This is a genomic window from Brachybacterium sp. AOP42-C2-15, from assembly GCF_052377065.1.
Lineage (GTDB): Bacteria > Actinomycetota > Actinomycetes > Actinomycetales > Dermabacteraceae > Brachybacterium.
The window spans coordinates 18,666-36,780 of record NZ_JBQSWK010000004.1; the positions used below are offsets into that span (position 1 = coordinate 18,666).

Consider the following 18,115-nt stretch of genomic DNA (forward strand, 5'->3'; position numbering starts at 1 on the left):
ATGCGGCTGGAATCCGCTGCCGGTTGGACCATCGGAGCCCTGGGGGCCCTGGGCCTCGGGGCCGGAGCGGCGGCGCACATCTGGGCCCGCCACGTCGAGATCCACCGGTACACGCTGCGCGAGCTGGAGCTGCGGATCCTGCCGCCCGGCAGCCGCACCATCAGGGTGCTGCACATCAGCGACATCCATCTGCTGCCTGACCAGAAGCGCAAGCTGGATTTCCTCGAGCACCTGGGGATGCTCCGGCCGCACCTCGTCATCGACACCGGGGACAACATCGCCTCCGCAGCAGCGGTGCCGGTGCTGGCCGAGGCGCTCGAGCCGCTGCTACGGCGTCCCGGCGCCTTCGTGATGGGCTCCAACGACATGTTCGAGCCCGGCCCGAAGAACCCCGCGCGGTACCTGCTGCCGGACCCGCGCCCCGAGGGCATGACCGCCCCCAAGGAGCTCACGCTGCCCACCGCGGAGCTCGCGCAGAGGCTCTCCGCCCACGGGTGGAAGGACCTCACCAACAGCCGCGCGAGCATCGAGCTCGGCGGGCTCGAGATCCGCCTGGTGGGTGTCGATGACCCGCATCTCGAGCGCGATGAGATGCCGGCTCCGGCCGCCGTGCCCCCGGCTCTGCCCGAGCACGGCAATGTGCTGCGCCTGGGGGTCGCGCACGCCCCGTACCGGAGGGTGCTGGACTCCTTCGTGGCCGACGGTGCCGACCTGATCCTGGCCGGGCACACCCACGGCGGGCAGCTGCGACTGCCGGGGATCGGCGCCCTGGTGACCAACTGCGATCTTCCGCGTCAGCAGGCGCGCGGCCTGTCCGCGTGGCAGGGCGTCCCGTTGCATGTGAGCGCCGGCATGGGCGCGAGCCCCTATTCGGACTACCGGTTCCTGACCCCTCCGGAGGCGACCTTGCTCACGTTGCGCGCACCGAAGCCCGCTCCGAGGAAGTGAGCACGCTCGAGGCCTGCTAAAGTTTCTCCTCGGTGCTCCACTTCGGTGCGGCACCTCCGGGGTGTGGCGCAGCTTGGTAGCGCGCCTCGTTCGGGACGAGGAGGTCGCAGGTTCAAATCCTGTCACCCCGACCGGAGAGAAGGGCCGTGAGATCGCGAGATCTCACGGCCCTTCTCGTCGTCGAGATCCGGAGGTGTTCCGCGCATTCCCGCGACGATTGTTCCGCCCGACATATTCGTCGAGAAATGGACAATACAGACATACCGATCGGGCCCTGACCAGCCATCCGGCACCCCGAGTGCCGCCGGAAGCGCGGGACATGAAGGCACCCCGCCGAATAACAGTCGTGTAACTACCACAGTGGAATCTTCATTCCCGGCGGGAACACGGGGCAATTTCATGGTTTTTAGCAAAATCTTGGCAAAAGCCTTGAAGCTGGCAGGCAAACTCCCCTGTGGGCCCGGCATGACCTGCACATACAGTGGCGGACGGTACCGCCCTGGTCGGGTGGTGCTCACCGGGCTGCCGCCTTCCCGTCACCGGCCCGGTCGCTTCCTCCACTTCCCTGGGTGACGGGTGCAGGCCTCGCGCGCGCGCCGTCCACGCCGCCGCTCGGGATCTCTGCGTGGCGACGGAGAAAGTGATTGCCCCACGATGTTCCGCACAGTTCCACGAGGCACGCACCGGGCCGCCGGCCGTGCCGTGATCGACTACCGAGGCCTCGCCGCCCCGGTGGGCCGGGGTGTCGGAGGTGCCGCCGTGATCGGCGCCGTCTCCGCGACCGCCGCACTCGCCGGTGGAGCCTCGGCCACTGCCCAGGCACCCGCCGCTCCCGTCTTCGGGACCGTGCGCGCCACCGCCCCGAGCGTCGCCCCGGCGTCCCAGTCCCAGTACACCTCCGTCAAGCTGCGCCTCGGCGCTCGCGGCGCGGCCGTGAGCTACCTCCAGCAGCAGCTGAACTCCCACGGCGCCTCGATCGGGGTCGACGGCGTCTTCGGATCCGCGACCCTGCGGGCCGTGAAGAGCCAGCAGTCCGGCGCCGGGATCGGAGTGGACGGCGTGGTCGGGCCGAAGACCTGGAGCTCCCTGACGGGTGCCGCTGCTGCGCCGGCGAAGCCGTCCACAGGCAGCTCGCAGCCCAAGCTCCGCTCCGGTGATCGCGGCTCGTCCGTGACCACCCTGCAGAACCAGCTCCGCTCCGCCGGCGCATCAGTCAAGGCCGACGGGGTCTTCGGATCTGCCACCTACTCGGCAGTGCGCTCGCTGCAGTCCGCCGCCGGGATCGGCGTGGACGGCGTGGTCGGGCCCAAGACCTGGAGCGCGCTGGGCAGCAACGTCCGCATCTCCGACAACGCGGGCAGCCGTGACGAGGACCGCGGCTCCAGCAGCGGCACCTCGATCAACGGCCAGGCCGTGATCAGCGCGGCTCGGGCCCAGATCGGGACCCGGTACAAGTGGGGCGGCTCCTCGCCGGCCAGCGGCTTCGACTGCTCAGGGCTGGTGTACCACGCCTACAACCAGGCCGGGGTGAACCTGCCGCGCAAGACGGCGAAGGGCTACACCTTCGGCGGCCGGATCATCTCCCAGTCGGAGGCGAAGCCCGGCGACCTCGTCGCCTTCACCGGCAACAACTACGGCCACATAGGCGTCTATGTGGGCAACGGGAAGATCATCGACGCCTCCGGCTCACGCCAGCAGGTCGTCGAGCGCTCCCTCTGGAACGCACCGCACGTGTTCGTCACCTACCGCTGAGCACCCGCTCAGTAGGCAGCAGACGGATATAAGGCCACGACGGCCTGCTCGACGCGAAAGCGTCCACGGGAAGGAGCAGGGCGACGTGAAGGGGCCCGGTCGGCATCGCCGACCGGGCCCCTGCGCATCCACCCCTGCGCATCCACCGGGTGGCGCCGTGAGCCAGGTCTCCGTGGCAAACTGGTGCAGACCACGATCGCCGTCGTCGTTCCAGGAGAGTCCATGTCCGACCCCATCGCCCTCGTCCCCCTGCCCCAGTCCGTCGTGTGGTCGGAAGGCGTGTGGACGACGAACGATCCCTGGGAGGGGCTGTCCGTCGGTCTGAACGACTCCCTGGCACCGACGGAGTATGCGCTGTCGATCTCCCCGGCCGGCGCGGCGCTCAGCGCCGGCAGCGAGGCAGCGCTGGCCGACGGCCGCAACACCTTCGCCCAGATCGTGACCGGCGCGGGCGGAGAGATTCCCTGCGTGACCATCTCGGATCATCCGAAGTACGCCTGGCGCGGTCTCCACCTCGACGTGGCCCGTCATTTCCTCCCGGTGGAGGAGATCGAGACCTTCATCGATGCGATGGCCCTGCACCGGCTGAACGTGCTGCACCTCCATCTCACCGATGACCAGGGATGGCGCGTCGAGATCAAGGGCTACCCGCGTCTCACCGAGGTCGGTGGCTGGCGGGAGCAGACCCTGGTCGGCTCGATGCAGAGCCCGGAGGAGACCTGGACGTTCGATGGGACCCGCCACGGCGGCCACTACACTCAGGACGAGCTGAAGGGACTGGTCGACTACGCGCGACGGCGCGGCATCATGATCGTTCCCGAGGTGGACCTGCCCGGACACATGCAGGCCGCGATCGCCGCGTACCCCGAGCTCGGGAACTTCCCCGAGAAGCAGGTCGGGGTGCGTGAGGTGTGGGGCATTTCCGATCACGTCCTGGGAGTCTCCGACACCGTCTTCGACTTCCTGCGGGATGTGCTGAGCCAGGTCGCTGCGATCTTCCCCGCCCCCTATGTGCACATCGGCGGCGACGAGTGCCCGCGGGTGGAGTGGGAGCGTTCCTCGGCCGCCCGCGTCCGGCTCAACGAATGGGGGCTGACCCGGGTCTCCGAGATCCAGGGCCACTTCACCCAGTTCGCCTCGGACGTGCTGCGCGAGCAGGGCAAGCGGGTGATCGCCTGGGACGAGGTGCTCGAGACCCACCTGCCCGACGACACCATCATCATGAACTGGCGCGATTCCGCCGGGGTGAAGACGTCGGTGGACCGTGGGTTCCAGACCATCATCTCCACCCACGATCAGACCTACCTGAACTACTACCAGGCTGATCCGAAGGACGAGCCGGTGGCGCTGGGCCGCCCGAACACGCTCAAGAACGTCTACACCGCTCGGCTCGAGCCCGCCAGGCTCACGGAGGAGAAGCGCGCGCTGCTGCTCGGCATCCAGGCCCAGCTCTGGTCCGAATACCTGCCCGATGCCGCGAGCTTCCAGTACATGGCCTTCCCCCGCCTGTGCGCCCTCGCCGAGCGCGCCTGGGGCTCCCCGGAGCAGAGCTGGGAGGAGTTCGAGGAGCGGCTGCGTGCCCATCTCCCCCGCCTGGACGCCTTCGGCATCCGCTACCGCCCTTTGGACTGAGATGAGCTCCTCCCACCGCGATGCCCACCCCTACGGGCGTTCCGCCGATGACGTCCGCCGCCGCGACCAGCGCCTCCGCCGCACCCGGAGGATGCGCGCGACCCAGCTGACGATCTTCTCGATCCTCGCAGTGGTGCTGATCGGGATCGGAGTCTATGCCGTCGGCGAGCTGCGGGAACCTGCTGCCGAGCCGGGCCAGATCGCCCCGAAGTCCTTCGGACCGGATCCCGTCGCCCTCGTCTGCCCTGAGCCCGGTGCGGTCCCCCTGCCGCCTGGCGAGGTCACCGTGACGGTGCTGAACGGGACCACCCGCGGCGGACTGGCCGGGGAGGTCTCAGATGACCTCGCCGCACGCGGCTTCACGCTCGAGAGCGCGGGCAACACCCGCAAGGCCAACGGTCCCGCCACGATCGTCCACGGCCCCGCCGGGTACCTCGCCGCGCAGTCGGTCCGGATCCAGGTCCAGGGATCCCAGCTGCTTCTGGACGAGGCCCGTGAAGGCACCTCCGTGGCTCTGCTGATCGGTGACGGCTTCACCGGTCTCGAGGACGAGTCGGCGGCCGCAGCAGCTCGTGAGCAGCCGGTGGAAACGCCCGAAGGCTGCTGAGCGGATCGCCGCTCGGGCTCAGCCCAGGCGGTTGCTCTCCCGGTCCCGACGCTCGGTCGGCCCGGGAATTCAGTCCTCCCAGGCGCGGCGGTCGGCCTCCATGCGCATGCCGATCCACAGGCTGACCCCTCCGCCGAAGATCAGCAGCATCACCACGGTGCCGAACACTGCCGCGGTGCTCGGAGAGGACGGCATCAGACCGATCAGCAGGCTGTTGATGCCGCTGACCTCCGACCCCGCCTCCGCTGCCGCAGTGAGATCCGGATCCACGTCGATCACCAGATTCGCCTGCACCGGGATCCCCTCGCTGTCGACCACGTGGTAGGTGATCACAGTGGTGCGGCCGGTGAACCCCTCCTCGGGAACGAAGGTCACCGCGCCGTTGCCCGCGACGGTGTACTCGCCCTCCCCGGGGATCAGCAGCCGCGTGCCGCGACTTTCCTCGAGCTGGGAGAGATTCGTGGCCGCCAGCGAGCTGATCTGGACCGACTCCGGCACCAGGGGCTGGGAGCTGCTGCCGGCGGTGTCGTTGCCCAGCACATCCACGGTGACCGGAGACTGCGGGGCGGTGCGCGACTCGTCATCTCGCAGGGTCGCGATGACCGGGGAGAAGACTGCCTCGAGGGTGGCGTCGACCGGGTTGTCGGCGTAGACACCTCGAGCGGTGACGTCCACCGGGATCGCCGCCCCGGCGAATCCTTCCTCGGGAGTCATCACCACGATGCCGGAGGCCACGTCGATCTGCCAGATCCCCTGACCGGGGATCGTGAGCGTGGTGCCGTCGGCCGAGTCCCGGGCCTGCTCGGGAATCAGCCCCGGATCGAACTGCAGGGAGTCGGAGCGGACGTCCCGGATCCCGCTGCCGAGGTCGAAGCTGATCGGCTCCCCCGGCAGGCCGGCCTGGGCTCGCGACAGCAGGATCGGATAGGCGGTGCTGAGCAGTGCGGTCGCGGCCGTCGCGCCTTCGCCGTCACCGCCGGTGATCCCCATCGGCGCGGTCTTGCGCACCTCCGCACTCTCCGGCGAGAAGCGCACCGTGGCCGCGGCCCGGTCCAGCACCCAGGTGCCCTCTCCCGGCACCAGCACCCGCGCGCCATCCGCAGAGGTCTCATAGGATGCCGGGTCTCCCAGCGGCTGCAGGCGCAGGGTCGACGGGTCCACGAACTGCTGTCCCTCGCCCACCACGAACAGGATGTCCTCGCCATAGGGCGCGGACCAGCTGAGGTCGGAGATGATCGGCACGGTGAGCATCACCTGTCCCGCCCGTACCGCTGCCCCCTCCCCGTCCTCGACGACGAAGCGGATCGGATCGAGCTGACGGCCGAGCCCGACCCCGGACGGAGTGTGCGTCAGCGCGTCGCCGTCGGCCGAGAGCTGCCAGACGCCCTGATCGGGAACGGTGGCCCGGCTGCCGTCGGACAGCACCGTGGAACCGGCCGGGAGCCCGGCCAGCTCGAGCCGCACGGACCCGTCGGCCGGGACGGATCCCTCGACGTCGATCCGGATCGGCACCCCCGCCGAGCCGTGCGCCCCGACCTCCTCGAGCTCGAGAGCCTCCGGGGTGAGGACCACCGGGAGCGAGCGGCTGTCGTGGAAGCCGCCGATGGTCAGCGCGATCGGGGTGCTCGGCGCGTCGACCCCGATCTGGGGCTGGAACACCAGGTCATCGCCGAGCAGGGTCCAGGTGCCCTCCCCCGCGATCACGATGCTCCGGGAGTCCTCCCCCAGCGCCATCTGGGCGCGCAGCCCCTCATCGGCGTCCTGGGGCACGGCCAGGCGCGCCGATCCGAGAGAGACCTGGGGTTCGAGATCGTCCTCGATCAGCGCGATCAGCGGGATCCGGGTGACCGCGCCAGGGACCATGTCCAGCGTGCGGGTCTCGGCCGGGAAGGCGAACGGACCGTCCTCGCCCAGGGCGGCGGCGGGCAGCGCCGTCGAGAGCGCGAGCATCCCGGCGGCGCACAGCGCGGAGACGCGCGCGACCAGGATCCCCGGATGCGCGCGCGAGGGGCGACGCGACCACAGCTCAGGCATCGGGCCAGGGTAGCAACGCCTGCCGGGAACCCGGTGATCCCGCGCGGTCTCGGGCTCGCGACCGTAGAGTGAGCGCATGGATGAGACGCACACCACCTCCTCTCCTGCTCCGGATGCCGAGGCGGTACCTGACGGCTCAGGAGCCGCCGCGCAGGACGTCGGCTCTGCCCTGCTCGACGGCTCTCCCCCGCTCGACGTCTCCCCGTTGCTGGACGTCTCTGCGCTGCCGCCGCTGGGCGAGGTGCTCGAGCAGCTCACCGAGCAGCTGGCGGCCTGGATGCTGGCCCAGCGCTGGTACGCGCACAAGGGTGCCGGGGCCCCCCGGGTCTCGATCCGCGGGTGGGCGCCGCTGCGGGTGGCTCCGGATCACGTGGTGGCGCTGGTCGCGGTCGCAGTCTCCCTCCCCCGTGACGCCGAAGCCCTCTATCAGGTCCCGTTGGTGCTGCGACGGCCCGGAGCGCCCTCCGGGGCGCGGGACGAGGGATCCGAGGTGGGGGTGCTCGCGGTGCCCGGCGGGCCGCTGCGGGTGGATGACGCCGCCCGAGATGCCGATGGCCGCGCGGCGATCATCGCGACCCTGGTCTCCGGGGAGGGCGCGCTCGGGCCTTCGCTGAGCCTCGCCTCCCACCGCACCGCCCCCGATGCCCCGCTCCCGCTGGGCCGCGCGATGCGCAGCCGCCTGCTCTCCGGGGAGCAGTCCAACACCTCGCTGATCGTCGAGACGGAGGGTGCCTCGCCGCTGATCCTCAAGCTGTTCAGGGTGCTCCAGGACGGTCAGAACCCCGACGTGGTGCTGCAGGGTGCGCTGACCGCCGCTGGCAGCCGACGGGTGCCGGCGATGGTGGGATCCGCGACGGTGGCGGTGGCGGGGCTCCGCACCCACTCCCTGTTCGCCCAGGAGTTCCTGCCCGGGGTCGAGGACGCCTGGCGGGTGGCGCTGCGCCTGGCAGCCGCCGGAGAGGACTTCCGGGAGGCCGCCCGCCAGCTGGGCGCCGCCGTGGCGGAGGTCCACCGAGATCTCGCCGATTCGCTCGGCACCACTCCCGCAGATGACTCCCTGGTGCGGGAGACCATCGAGCAGATGCGGAGGCGGCTCTCCGAGATCTCCGCCGAGGTCCCCCAGGTGGCCGTCCATCATGAGCGGATCGCGAGTCTGCTGGCGGCCGCCGCCGAGGTGCCGTGGCCCGCGCTGCAGCGCATCCACGGTGACCTGCACCTGGGCCAGGTGCTGCTGGTGCCCGACCGGGGCTGGGTGCTGGTGGACTTCGAGGGCGAGCCGCTGCGCCCGCTGGCCCAGCGCAACCTTCCCGACTCGCCGCTGCGGGACGTGGCGGGGATGCTGCGCAGCCTCGACTACGTGGTGGGAGCGGTGCACGCCGAGCACGGGACAGATGCCACCGCCTGGGCAGCAGACGCCCGCGCCGCCTTCCTCGAGGGCTATGCGCAGGCCGCGGGAGAGGATGGCGAGGACTCCGCAGCACCGGTGCTGCTGGCCGCATTCGAGGCGGACAAAGCCGTCTACGAGGCGCTGTACGAGGCGCGGAACCGCCCCGACTGGCTGCCGATCCCGCTGGCGGCGCTCGAGCGGATCAGCGCACCAGGCGCGGAGGCGGGGTCAGCGGGCTGAGCGCCGAGGTCGGACTGGTGGTGGCCCTCGGGGACAGGGAGCCTGGCAGGAACGGCGCGCTGATCGCGCGCACGGCCACCCGCACCCCGACGATCACCTCGAGCAGATCCCCGGTCGCATCGATCCAGGTGCGCCCGATGATCCCGCATCCCTGCTGCTCGGAGCGGCGACGCATGCCGCGGGACCGGGCGATGGTGTCGGCGGCGTCCAGCAGCTCCGTGGCGGCGGCTGCGGAGTCCTCCGGCAGGCCCGAGCTGGTCAGCAGAGCACTGACGTGGCAGAGAGTCTGGAGGCCATGCCAGGAGTTCCCGGAGGAGCGGTCGCGCTGGGGACGGTGATCCCCGAAGGTGATCAGCCCCGGCTGCTGCTCGAGCACTGCGGTGGTGACCGCGCTGAGCAGCTCGTGGATCCGTCCGTGGGTCTCGTCCTGGCCCGGGATCGAGTCCGAAGAGTGCACCGGGAGCGCTGACATCATCGCCCACCCTCCCCTGTCGTGCCGCCTCGGCGACGACGTGCCATTGCACCGCCGGACTGGAACGGTTGGCGACCAGGGTACCGATCCCGGGCCCCGCTGCCGATGGGGAGAACTCCCCATGCACTCAGACGCTACTGAATGGTAACGAGGGTTGATCCGCCCCGTCGTCTGGTCAGCACCCCGGTCGACGCGAGCAGCCCAGATCGACCCCGCCCCGTCCCTCACTCCGAGACGGGCACGAACTCCACCGGGGCCACGGAGGAATAGCGATCCTGACGGATCGAGACCACACCCACACCGCCGATGAACGGGGCCAGGGCCTGCGGGTTCTTGCCAGGGTTGGCGAGGATCACCTGGAAGCCGAAGTGACGGAAGGACTCCATGGCCGCGGTGATGAACTTGCCGGCGCCCTTGGAGAAGGCCTCGTCGATGATGATCGGGGCGTAGCGCGGCGCCTCCTGACCGGTACCAGCCAGCTGGTAGCGCAGAGCCGCCGCCAGGCAGAAGGTGGCCAGCCGCTCGTTCTGACCGCCCGAGAGCGGACCGCCGGATTCGTGGGCGTGGACCACCGTGCCCTCGGCGTCGACCTCCTCGGCGTGGAAGTGCACGTGCCGGCGCACATCGAGGATCACCCGGGAGACCTGGTCGTCGCGGGTGCGGGCCGAGCCGATCATGTCCATCAGGTGCCGCAGCGAGAGGAAGCGCTCCTCGGCCAGCTCGCGGTCGCGGGAGATGTCATGCAGTGCGGAGCCGGCCACCGCCTCCTCGAGCGCACGCTTGAACTCGTCCAGCGCTGCCAGGTGCACAGGGCGCATCGACAGCTGCAGATAGCGGCCGGAGTGGAACTCGACCTGCGCGAGCAGGGCGTTGATCCGCTGCAGGCGCTTGCGGATCTCCGCGGGCTCACGGGCGATCGCGGTGGCGAGGGCCTGCACGTCGCCGAGGGTGTTGCCGGTGAAGAACTCGAAGAAGCGGTCCTCGACCTCGGGCAGCTTCTCCTCCTCGATCCGCTGCAGGATCGCGAGGTAGTCGTCGGCCCCCTCGAGCGTGGGCGCCGTGTCGCCGGCCCGGGCGGGCCAGCGGCGGGAGAACTCGCGCATGGCGGTGCGCATGTCCTCCTCGGCGCGGGAGGTGCGGCGGGTGAGGTCCATCAGCTCCGCATCCAGGGTCGCGGAGGCGTCCTTGGTGACCTGGTCGATCGTGGACAGCACCAGAGTGGGGGCGATCGCGGCGAAGCGCTCGGCCAGCTCCTGCTCGACCTCGGGATCGAGCGCGGAATCGGCGACCCGCTCGCGCGCCGCGGTGAGGCGCTCCTCGGCGCGTTCTGCCTGCTCGGCGAGCTTGCCGGCGGTGCGCACCACCTCCAGCAGCTCCTCGTCGCTGTCCGCGATGGACCGCTCGACCTCGTCGATCTGGTGGGCCAGCTCGGTGAGCGCGGACGAGCCGTCCTCAGCGGCGCGCACCATGTCGCGCAGGTTCGCCACCCGCCGGGCCACCGACGCCGCGTCGATGTCGTCCCAGGTGACGGCGCTGATCAGCTGCAGCGCGTAGAGGCGCTCCTGGCGCCGCTCCCGCTCACCCTCGACATCCTTGCGTCGGGCCTGCGCCTCGAAGAGCGCCTGCTCGGCCCGGGTGCGCTCGGACTCGAAGACCGCCCGCTTGGCGCGGTTATCGAAGCCGAGCACCCACTGGGAGCGGTCGTTGATCTGCCTGTCGGCGTTCTTCTCGTGCCGCGTGGAGGAATGCTTGATCTGCCCCGAGCGCAGCACCGCCCGGTTCAGGCGGGTGAACTCCTCGAGGGTCTCCGCGCAGGTGTAGTCCATGCGGGAGGCGATCTCGTGGGACAGCCACACATGGAACTCACCGTCCTTGACGTCGAGCTTCGCGGCGAGGGAGCGCTCGTCGATGCTCTTCGCCGGGCGGCGCAGGTCGGTGTTGACCCGGTTGTAGGAGATCCGACGGCGCAGCTTCGTGCGGTCGATGACCGTGGCGACCTCTCGGTACACCCGGTCCGGGACCAGGATGGAGCGGGCCAGGCCGCGCAGTGCCTGCTCGGCCGCGGCGGTCCACTCCTCCTCACCGGTGCGCACCTGCAGCAGCTCGGCGGCGAAGGGCAGCTCCGCGGGCGAGATGCCCACCTCGGCGGCGATGTGGTCGCGCAGGGCCACATCCTCGGAGTGGAGGTTCGAGGCGCGGGAGGTGAGGGAGGCGAGCTCCTCGCGGGTACGGGCGAGGGTCTGACCGAGCTCGCGGACGGCCGCCTCGGCCTCCCAGCGGGCCGCGTCGGCGCCCTTCTCCTCGGTCTCGAGATTCTCACGCAGCGCCAGGACCTCTCGCTGCAGGGCCAGGAACATGTCCTCCCCCGCCGGGGTGCGCAGCTCGACGGTCGCCAGCTGGGCGGCGAACTCGGTGCCGCGCTCGCGCCGCCGCTCGCGTTCGACCTCGAGGCCCGCGATCTGCTGCTTCCAGTCGTCGATCTCCCCGCCGCCGGCGCGCTTGCGCTGCTCCTTGAGCTGGGCGAGGTCGGAGCGGGCCTCGGTGACGTCCTGGCCGAGGCGGCGCTGCTGCGCGGCGAGCCGGTCGCGCTCGAGCTGGAGCCGGTCGGTCTCGTCGCCGAGCAGCCGCACCAGGTGCTGGGCGGCGAAGACGTCGATATCGGCGCGGCGGTCCACCAGCTCTCCGCCCCGGGAGCGCATCGCGGTCCAGTCCTCGTGGTTCCCGCGCAGGCCGCGCAGCAGATCCCGCTGCTCGCGGGCGGTCACCAGCGCCTCGTACACCTCGGAGAGGTTGTGGAAGTTCGCGAGCGCCTGATCGGCCAGTTCGAAGGTGCGCGGCGCGTCGAGCATGTAGTCGCGCAGCAGCCCGTTGACGTCCCCGAGCTCCTTGGCGGACTGGATCTTGTGCAGCAGGCCCAGCGCCTTCTCGTCCGGGATCCCCAGCAGCTGGCTGAACGCGGCGCGGTACTCGCGGAACTGGCGGAAGGTCTGGGTGCCCGGATGCGCTGCCTCGAGGGCCTTGCCCTCGATCTGGGTGGAGACGAACTGGCGCAGGTCGGTGACGTCCAGCGGGGTCCGCGCGATGATGTACAGGCTCTTGACGTCGGAGTCCGCGGAGTGCCCGGCGTGCAGCAGGAGCAGGCGCGAGAGCTGGACGGTGCCGCCCTGGCCGTCGCTGTAGCGCAGGGTCAGCACCGACAGAGTGGTCTTCTCCCGCAGCACCTCCTGGCTGAACTCCCCGGTGGCCTGGTCGTAGTGCATCGCCCAGGCGCCGCGCACATAGCTGGCCACGGTGCGGCGGTACTTCGAGCGCTGCGGCCCGGCGTCCGAGGCCGCGGCGTTGAACTGCAGGGTGCGGGGCGGGGTCAGCAGCGCGCTGATCGCGTCCAGCAGGGTCGACTTGCCGGTGCCCGGACCGCCGGTGAGGAAGTAGCCCTTGGGCGAGATCTTCAGATCGTGCGTGCCGTGGAAGGTCCCCCAGTTGGAGACTTGGACAGCGACCAGCCGCCACTGCCCCGGATGGGGGTGGTCGGGGTCGGTGACCGTCCCCGCGGGCGCGGGCTCGGTCGGGACGCCGGGCAGATCCAGTCCATCCTGCCGCTGCGGGGTCACGGTCTCAGTCGTCGAAGGCACCCGGTCAGGGTACCGAGTCCGGGCGCCTTCCACGTGCTCCTGCTCCGTGACCCCGGCAGGTGGCGCTCAGCGGCGCTCCCAGGGGGACGGGATCGGGAACCGCTTCGCGAGATAGTTGGTCATCAGCTCCACCGTGTACTCGGGGTCGGGATCGTCCCCCGCCTCCCCGAGGGTCAGGTAGTCCAGCGCACCGGCACGGACCCGGGTGAGCCGGGCGGCGCTGTCCGGGGCGCCGAGGGGGACGAAGGCGACCCGGAGCCCGGACTGCACATACCTGCCGTCGAGATGCCCGGAGTGCTGGGCGAGAGAGGAGACCAGGGAGACGTCTGCGGGGCTGCGGAAGCGCGCGGCCCGGGTGCGGCCGATCTGAGGTGCGTGACGCTCCGTGAGCTCCTCGAGATAGCTGCGACGATGCGGATGGGGCGAATGCAGCATCCCCTGGGTGATCGTCACGCCGAAGCGCTCCTCGAGCAGGTCGCGGTTGTTCATCGCCGCCGCCTCGTGCGGCTCGGCCCGGTCTCCGAGATCATTGATCTTGGTCGGCGAGGGGAAGAACCGCGCCGCACCGGCGGCGGTGAAGTACTGCTGCGGCGTCTGCTCACGCAGGAAGAACCCATCGTCGTTGAGATAGAGGAAGTGCTCGGAGAGGCCGGGGATCCGGTGCAGCACGGTCTCGATCGCGTGGGAGTTGAAGACCGGCAGCACCGAGGCGTCAGGGAACAGTTCCCGGTGGTCCACGATCCGCAGCCGCTCGTCCTCCACCAGCCACCCGGGGCGCTGGGCGTCGGTGACCAGATGGATGCGCCGTACCCAGGGCAGATGCGCGGCCAGGGAGCGCAGCGAGAACCGCAGTTCGTCCCGGTTCAAGAAGCGGATCTCCCCGGCGGCGAGTTCGGCGCGGGCCAGGCCGGCGGCATCGACCTGCCCCTCGCCGCCCGCCTCGACCGCGGCGCGCTTGCGCCGCCAGGCAGGGTCCGCGCCGTCCACCCACGTGTAGACGACGTCGATGGGGAATTCGATCGAGGACCACAGCGTCCGCCCGCGCATCGGGGTCCACGGCCCGAAGAGGGGGCTGTCGAACTGCTCGGGAGCCAGCACCTCGACCTCGTCGTTGACATGCCGGGATCTCATCAGGCCCGGGCGGCGCTCGTCCTCGTCCCAGAACTCGAGGGTGATCCCGGCGGCGTAGCCGATGTGCACCCCGGTGCCGCCCACCTCGAAGTGCTGGAAGAGATAGGCGCGGGTGACATCGGACCAGGCGACCTCCTCGAGGTCCCGGCACCAGGAGCGGCCGTCCTCGTCGAGTCGAGCCGCCCCGCCGTACAGCCGGACCTCGAGCGCGCCGAGGTCCTCGTGGTGGTCGACCAGGTACTGGAGCACGTGCTCGCGGTCCGAGCTCGGGACCGCCCAGGACGTCGCCCCTGCGGAGCGCAGCGGCCGGCAGCGGACGGGGCAGGAGGAGAACAGCTCCGCCAGCGCCGTGCGATTGCGCTCCCGCGCCCGGTGCGGGAGCACGTCCTCCGGGCCGACGCGGAGAATGCCGTCCTCGGTCCGGTCCTCACCGTCAGCTCCTTCCTCGGGACCGCGGTGGTCCTCGCCCCCTGCGGAGCCGAGGCTCTCCTGCCGTTCGAGGCGCTCCGCGCCGTCGAGCGCCCCGTCACCGGCCCCGACCGCGCCGTGAGCTCCCGCGCCTCCCTCGCGCCGACGGGCCGAGGGGCCTTCTCCGACGAGATCCTCCAGCAGCGTGTGCCACTGCTCCGCCACGACGTCCGGGGAGAAGCGGCGCAGCGACTCGGCGGCTCGTGCGCTCATCGCCTCACGGCGCCCCTCGTCCCCCATCAGCAGACGCAGGGACGACGCGAGGCCCTGCACGTGCCCGACTGGGACCAGGAACCCGTCCTTCCCGCTCTCGATGACCTCCCGCGGTCCGGTCTCGCAGTCGTAGGCGATCACCGGCAGGCCCGCACCGCGGGCTTCGAGCAGCACCAGTGGCAGCCCCTCGCTGCTCGAGGCGAGCGCACCGAGCGAGGCGCGCGCCCATTCGGCCTCGATGTCGGTGGTGGGCGGCATCAGCTCGACCCGACCGGCGATCCCGAGATCCCGGGCCGTGCGCAGCAGCTCGCCCCGCTGCGGGCCGTCACCGAAGATCCGCAGTCGCCACTCCGGGAATTCGTTCGCGACCTGTGCGAAAGCGCGGATCAGGTCACCGAAGCCCTTGGAGCGCACCATGCGTCCAGCAGACATCACGACCTTCTGGCCACCGCCGCTGACAGGCCGTCCCGTCGCCGGCAGCGCATTGGGGATGACCTCCATCCGCGGCGAGCGCGCTCCCCACTGCTCGCGCAGCCATTCGGCGTTCCGCGCCGTCAGGGAGACCAGCGCGTCGACCCTCGGTCCGTGGCGGAGCAGCGGGGCGGCGGTGATCCCGCGGCGCATCGAGGCCCGGTGCTCCTGCTCGACGATGCGCACCCGGTCGGGGCAGGCGAGCAGCGCCATCACCGTGAGCGCAGGGGTCGAGGTGATCACCACATCGGCATCGCACCGTCCCAGCCAGGTCATCAGTGCCGAGTCCGCGCTCTCGCAGAACTGGTCGTCCCATTCGGCGGGGATGATCAGGCTGGGCGCGCCCTCGGGACCGGCGAGGTCCGTGAGGTGCACGATCCGCACGCCGTCACCGAAGTCGAACCCGGGTTCCGGCAGCCGGTAGAGGCTCAGCACCTCGACCCGGTGCCCGCGGGCGGCCATGGCCCTGGTCTGGTCCGCGAAGGCCTTCTCCGTACCGGCGCGCGCATCGGCGGTGGTCAGCAGGTAGGTGAGCTTCATCCGGGGTCTCCTCCGATGCTGGGGGTCGCTGTCAGTTCGAGGGCGAGATGCTGGTCCTTCGTCCAGTACGGACGCACGACGATCCGCTGACCGGCGACGGAGTACGACACCACGGCGCGCAGGCGGATCGCATCCCGGGGGCGTGCGATGCCGCTTCCGCGCCAGGCCACCCGCACCCGACGATCCGGCTCCGCGCCGGGGCGCAGGATCACATCCCAGATCGTGGTCTCCCCGGTCAGGGGGAGCCCCGCGGCACCCCACTGCGCGCGGCCCAGCCGATAGACGCGCACGGCCCCGGTCCGGTCCGGGCGTGGCTCCACCGGAATCCGTCGGGTCCCGCCCCTGCGTTCCACGGTGAGGTCCCACGCCCCCTGAACGGGACCGATGTCGAGCGCGACGAGTCCGTGCGCGGCCTCGAGGGCAAGCAGTCCGGGGGGCTCCGCCTCCGCGGGGCGGTGGACGAGCCGCGGGGTCGGCTCAGTCTCCAATCGCCACACCCCGGCCTCCGAGGTGCGCGCCTCGTTGAGGGTGCCGTCGCCTGCGGTGAGCAGCCGGACCTCACGCTCTCCGCGGGCGGTGCGGGTCCGGAGCTCATAGGTGTCCTGCTCGAGGCCGTTCAGGGCATGCACTCCGTGCGGCGGCCCCGCTGCGGCGAGGGCTTCGCTGCTCACGGCCGCTCCCCGCCTGTCGCACAGCACGAGTCCCAGCACGGAGGGATCGGGCGAACGCCAGTTCAGGAGGTCGTGGCCGTCCAGGGTGATCTGCACCGGGACGGCGCTCGCGCGACGGGCGTCCCGCACCAGGGCGCGGACACGACGAAGCACGGCGCGCGGGGATCGAGAACCGCGGACCAGCAGGGTACGGAGCGCGGAGCGCGCCGTCACGGCGCCCTCCGCTCGGGGCGCTCGGTCGGCGTCCGTCCCGGCACCTCCGGGGAACCGACCTCCCAGGGCGCGGGATCGGGGTAATAGCCCTCCAGGAAGCTGCTCAGCTCGGTGCGCATGGTCGGGGTCAGTGCTCTCTCCTCGGTGTTCAGGCAGAAGGTGTCGTAGCGGCGCAGCGACCCCAGGGCGTCGAGCGCCTGTGGCGCATGCGGGGCCGACAGGTCGAGATACAGGTAGTTCGGGGTCGACGGCACGGACCGTCCCTGCGCATGCGCGTACCAGTGATGGAGGGAGGACGCCACCGAGAGGTCCTGCGGGGAACGGAACAGCGCCGCACGGGTCCGGGCGATCGCCTCGGGGTTCTCCGCCTCGATCTGGGCGGCCACGCTGCGCAGCTGCGGATGGACGGTGTGACGGATCTTCGTGCGCACCTCGATCCCGAAGCGGTCTGCCAGCAGCTCCCGACCGTTCTTGGCAGACGCCATGAGCGGTGGATCGGCGGGCGTCGGGGGCCCGGGGTCGATCGGCAGGTCCGAGGGGAAGAAACGGGCGACCCCCTCCGCCGCGAAGAAGTCGCCCGGGTGCGCGATCCGGCCGAAGAGCACGTCATCGTTGAGGTAGAGGTAGTGCTCGGTGAGGTCGGGGATGCGGTGCAGCGCTGATTCGATCGCATGGGAGTTGAACCGGCTGCCGCCGAGCAGCTCACGGTGATCCACGACCTGGATCCGCGGGTCGTCCGGACGCAGCCAGTCCGGGACCTGGCCGTCGGTGACCAGGTGGATGCGGCGCACCCAGTTCGCGCAGCGGTGCAGAGAGCGCAGGGAGTAGCGCAGCTCATCGGAGTTCTCGAACCGGCCCTCGTCGCTCGCCGAGGGGTGCCGGGCGGTCGTGCCGTCCACGCCCGCTGTCGCCGCCAGCGCGGCGTCGCGACGCGCCCGCCATCCCGCATCGCCGCCGTCGACCCAGGTGTAGACCACGTCGATCGGTCCCCTGATCGCGGGAGGACCCGGCTCGCGATGTGAGGCCGAGAGGCTCTCGAGAGCCATCTCCTCCCAGGTCGCGGCGGGGATCCTTCCCGGGGTGCCGGGGGCGGCGCCGCGGTGCGTCTCCCCCTCCCGCCGCAGCACATCCACCCTCAGCTCGAGGTCGGCCGTGCGCTCCAGCTCGCGGCCGGCGACGGCGAACCGTTCTCGCAGGGCCACTGACCTGCCGTTGCGGGCGGGCGTGACCTCCCAGTGCGGCGGCAGATCCTGCAGCGCGTCGAGCAGGGCGGCTGCGTCCTGCGCGCGGATGGCGAGTCGCCACGGATGGCGCGGGACGGGAGGGGCGAGGAGAGGCACGATCGGGGAGATCGTCGCGAGCACGCCCTCCAGCAGCTCGCCGCGAAGTCGGTGCAGGTCCGGGGCGGCGACCAGGCGGGCCTGGCGCGGCCGCGCGCGCAGGCCTGTCCAGACGTTCCCCGGCGCTGCCGCGGGCAGGAGGCCACGGCCCGACAGCCTCAGCTGACGGACCACATCCCCTCGATGCAGTTTCGCTGCGATGCGCCGGGTCTCTCCCACGGTCGCCGAGTGTACGGTCAGACGCGCCCATCGCAGTACACCTCGCGTTCATCGGCGGTTCACATTGCTATAGTCCGGGAACTCGCCGTTCTCGGGTTCTGACCCTTGGACGGCGTCGTCGTCCGGCAGCTCGTCCCTATGCGCT

11 protein-coding genes and 1 tRNA gene are annotated in these 18,115 nt (G+C 71.1%); 6 read left to right on the forward strand and 6 right to left on the reverse strand.

The window, feature by feature from the left end; translation table 11 throughout:
* From ACT3SQ_RS03235 to ACT3SQ_RS03255, 5 genes are all read left to right on the forward strand, one after another.
* The gene (locus ACT3SQ_RS03235; RefSeq protein ID WP_441443697.1) at positions 1-948 is read left to right on the forward strand and encodes a metallophosphoesterase; all 948 of its coding nucleotides are present in this window, start codon (positions 1-3) and stop codon (positions 946-948) included.
* Positions 949-1,005: 57 nt separating this feature from the next.
* Positions 1,006-1,079: transfer RNA gene (locus ACT3SQ_RS03240), tRNA-Pro, on the forward strand.
* A gap of 523 nt (positions 1,080-1,602) precedes the next feature.
* The gene (locus ACT3SQ_RS03245; RefSeq protein WP_441443696.1) at positions 1,603-2,700 is read left to right on the forward strand and encodes a C40 family peptidase; all 1,098 of its coding nucleotides are present in this window, start codon (positions 1,603-1,605) and stop codon (positions 2,698-2,700) included.
* A gap of 222 nt (positions 2,701-2,922) precedes the next feature.
* The gene (locus ACT3SQ_RS03250; protein WP_441443695.1) at positions 2,923-4,332 is read left to right on the forward strand and encodes a beta-N-acetylhexosaminidase; all 1,410 of its coding nucleotides are present in this window, start codon (positions 2,923-2,925) and stop codon (positions 4,330-4,332) included.
* 1 nt (position 4,333) lies between these two features.
* Positions 4,334-4,939 (forward strand): LytR C-terminal domain-containing protein, encoded by a 606-nt coding sequence (locus ACT3SQ_RS03255; RefSeq protein WP_441443694.1) that lies wholly within the window; start codon positions 4,334-4,336, stop codon positions 4,937-4,939.
* A 69-nt stretch (positions 4,940-5,008) separates the two neighbouring features.
* Here the strand turns inward: ACT3SQ_RS03255 and ACT3SQ_RS03260 are convergent, their stop codons facing one another.
* Positions 5,009-6,973: an Ig-like domain-containing protein gene (locus ACT3SQ_RS03260; protein ID WP_444600825.1), complete on the reverse strand. Its 1,965-nt coding sequence runs from the start codon at positions 6,971-6,973 to the stop codon at positions 5,009-5,011.
* 76 nt (positions 6,974-7,049) lie between these two features.
* On the opposite strand from ACT3SQ_RS03260, the gene ACT3SQ_RS03265 reads away from it, so the two are divergent.
* On the forward strand, positions 7,050-8,600 hold the full coding sequence (locus tag ACT3SQ_RS03265; RefSeq protein ID WP_441443692.1) for a maltokinase N-terminal cap-like domain-containing protein: 1,551 nt from the start codon (positions 7,050-7,052) through the stop codon (positions 8,598-8,600).
* Here the strand turns inward: ACT3SQ_RS03265 and ACT3SQ_RS03270 are convergent.
* The 5 genes from ACT3SQ_RS03270 to ACT3SQ_RS03290 all read right to left on the reverse strand — a co-directional run bounded on the left by ACT3SQ_RS03270 (position 8,563) and on the right by ACT3SQ_RS03290 (position 17,970).
* Positions 8,563-9,075 carry a hypothetical protein gene (locus ACT3SQ_RS03270; RefSeq protein WP_441443691.1) on the reverse strand — a complete coding sequence of 171 codons (513 nt, stop codon included), beginning with the start codon at positions 9,073-9,075 and terminating at the stop codon, positions 8,563-8,565. The two genes, ACT3SQ_RS03265 and ACT3SQ_RS03270, sit on opposite strands and share 38 nt — an antisense overlap.
* A 221-nt stretch (positions 9,076-9,296) precedes the next feature.
* Complete coding sequence (locus ACT3SQ_RS03275) at positions 9,297-12,704, reverse strand: ATP-binding protein (protein ID WP_444600826.1); 3,408 nt, start codon at positions 12,702-12,704, stop codon at positions 9,297-9,299.
* A gap of 66 nt (positions 12,705-12,770) precedes the next feature.
* Positions 12,771-15,527, reverse strand: a complete 2,757-nt coding sequence (locus tag ACT3SQ_RS03280; protein ID WP_444600827.1) for a Stealth CR1 domain-containing protein — start codon at positions 15,525-15,527, stop codon at positions 12,771-12,773.
* On the reverse strand, positions 15,524-16,411 hold the full coding sequence (locus tag ACT3SQ_RS03285) for a hypothetical protein (RefSeq protein WP_444600828.1): 888 nt from the start codon (positions 16,409-16,411) through the stop codon (positions 15,524-15,526). The genes ACT3SQ_RS03280 and ACT3SQ_RS03285 overlap by 4 nt, the downstream gene beginning before the upstream one ends.
* Entirely contained in the window at positions 16,408-17,970 is a 1,563-nt protein-coding gene (locus ACT3SQ_RS03290; protein ID WP_444600829.1) for a stealth conserved region 3 domain-containing protein, read from the reverse strand. The genes ACT3SQ_RS03285 and ACT3SQ_RS03290 overlap by 4 nt, the downstream gene beginning before the upstream one ends.
* Between the last annotated feature and the right edge of the window lie 145 nt (positions 17,971-18,115).

Excerpts from the sequence above, each read along its gene's own strand:
- ACT3SQ_RS03235 (WP_441443697.1), top strand. The coding sequence starts at position 1 with ATGCGGCTGGAATCCGCTGCCGGTTGGACCATCGGAGCCCTGGGGGCC.
- ACT3SQ_RS03245 (WP_441443696.1), top strand. The coding sequence starts at position 1,603 with ATGTTCCGCACAGTTCCACGAGGCACGCACCGGGCCGCCGGCCGTGCC.
- ACT3SQ_RS03250 (WP_441443695.1), top strand. The coding sequence starts at position 2,923 with ATGTCCGACCCCATCGCCCTCGTCCCCCTGCCCCAGTCCGTCGTGTGG.
- ACT3SQ_RS03255 (WP_441443694.1), top strand. The coding sequence starts at position 4,334 with ATGAGCTCCTCCCACCGCGATGCCCACCCCTACGGGCGTTCCGCCGAT.
- ACT3SQ_RS03260 (WP_444600825.1), bottom strand. The coding sequence starts at position 6,973 with ATGCCTGAGCTGTGGTCGCGTCGCCCCTCGCGCGCGCATCCGGGGATC.
- ACT3SQ_RS03265 (WP_441443692.1), top strand. The coding sequence starts at position 7,050 with ATGGATGAGACGCACACCACCTCCTCTCCTGCTCCGGATGCCGAGGCG.
- ACT3SQ_RS03270 (WP_441443691.1), bottom strand. The coding sequence starts at position 9,075 with ATGATGTCAGCGCTCCCGGTGCACTCTTCGGACTCGATCCCGGGCCAG.
- ACT3SQ_RS03280 (WP_444600827.1), bottom strand. The coding sequence starts at position 15,527 with ATGAAGCTCACCTACCTGCTGACCACCGCCGATGCGCGCGCCGGTACG.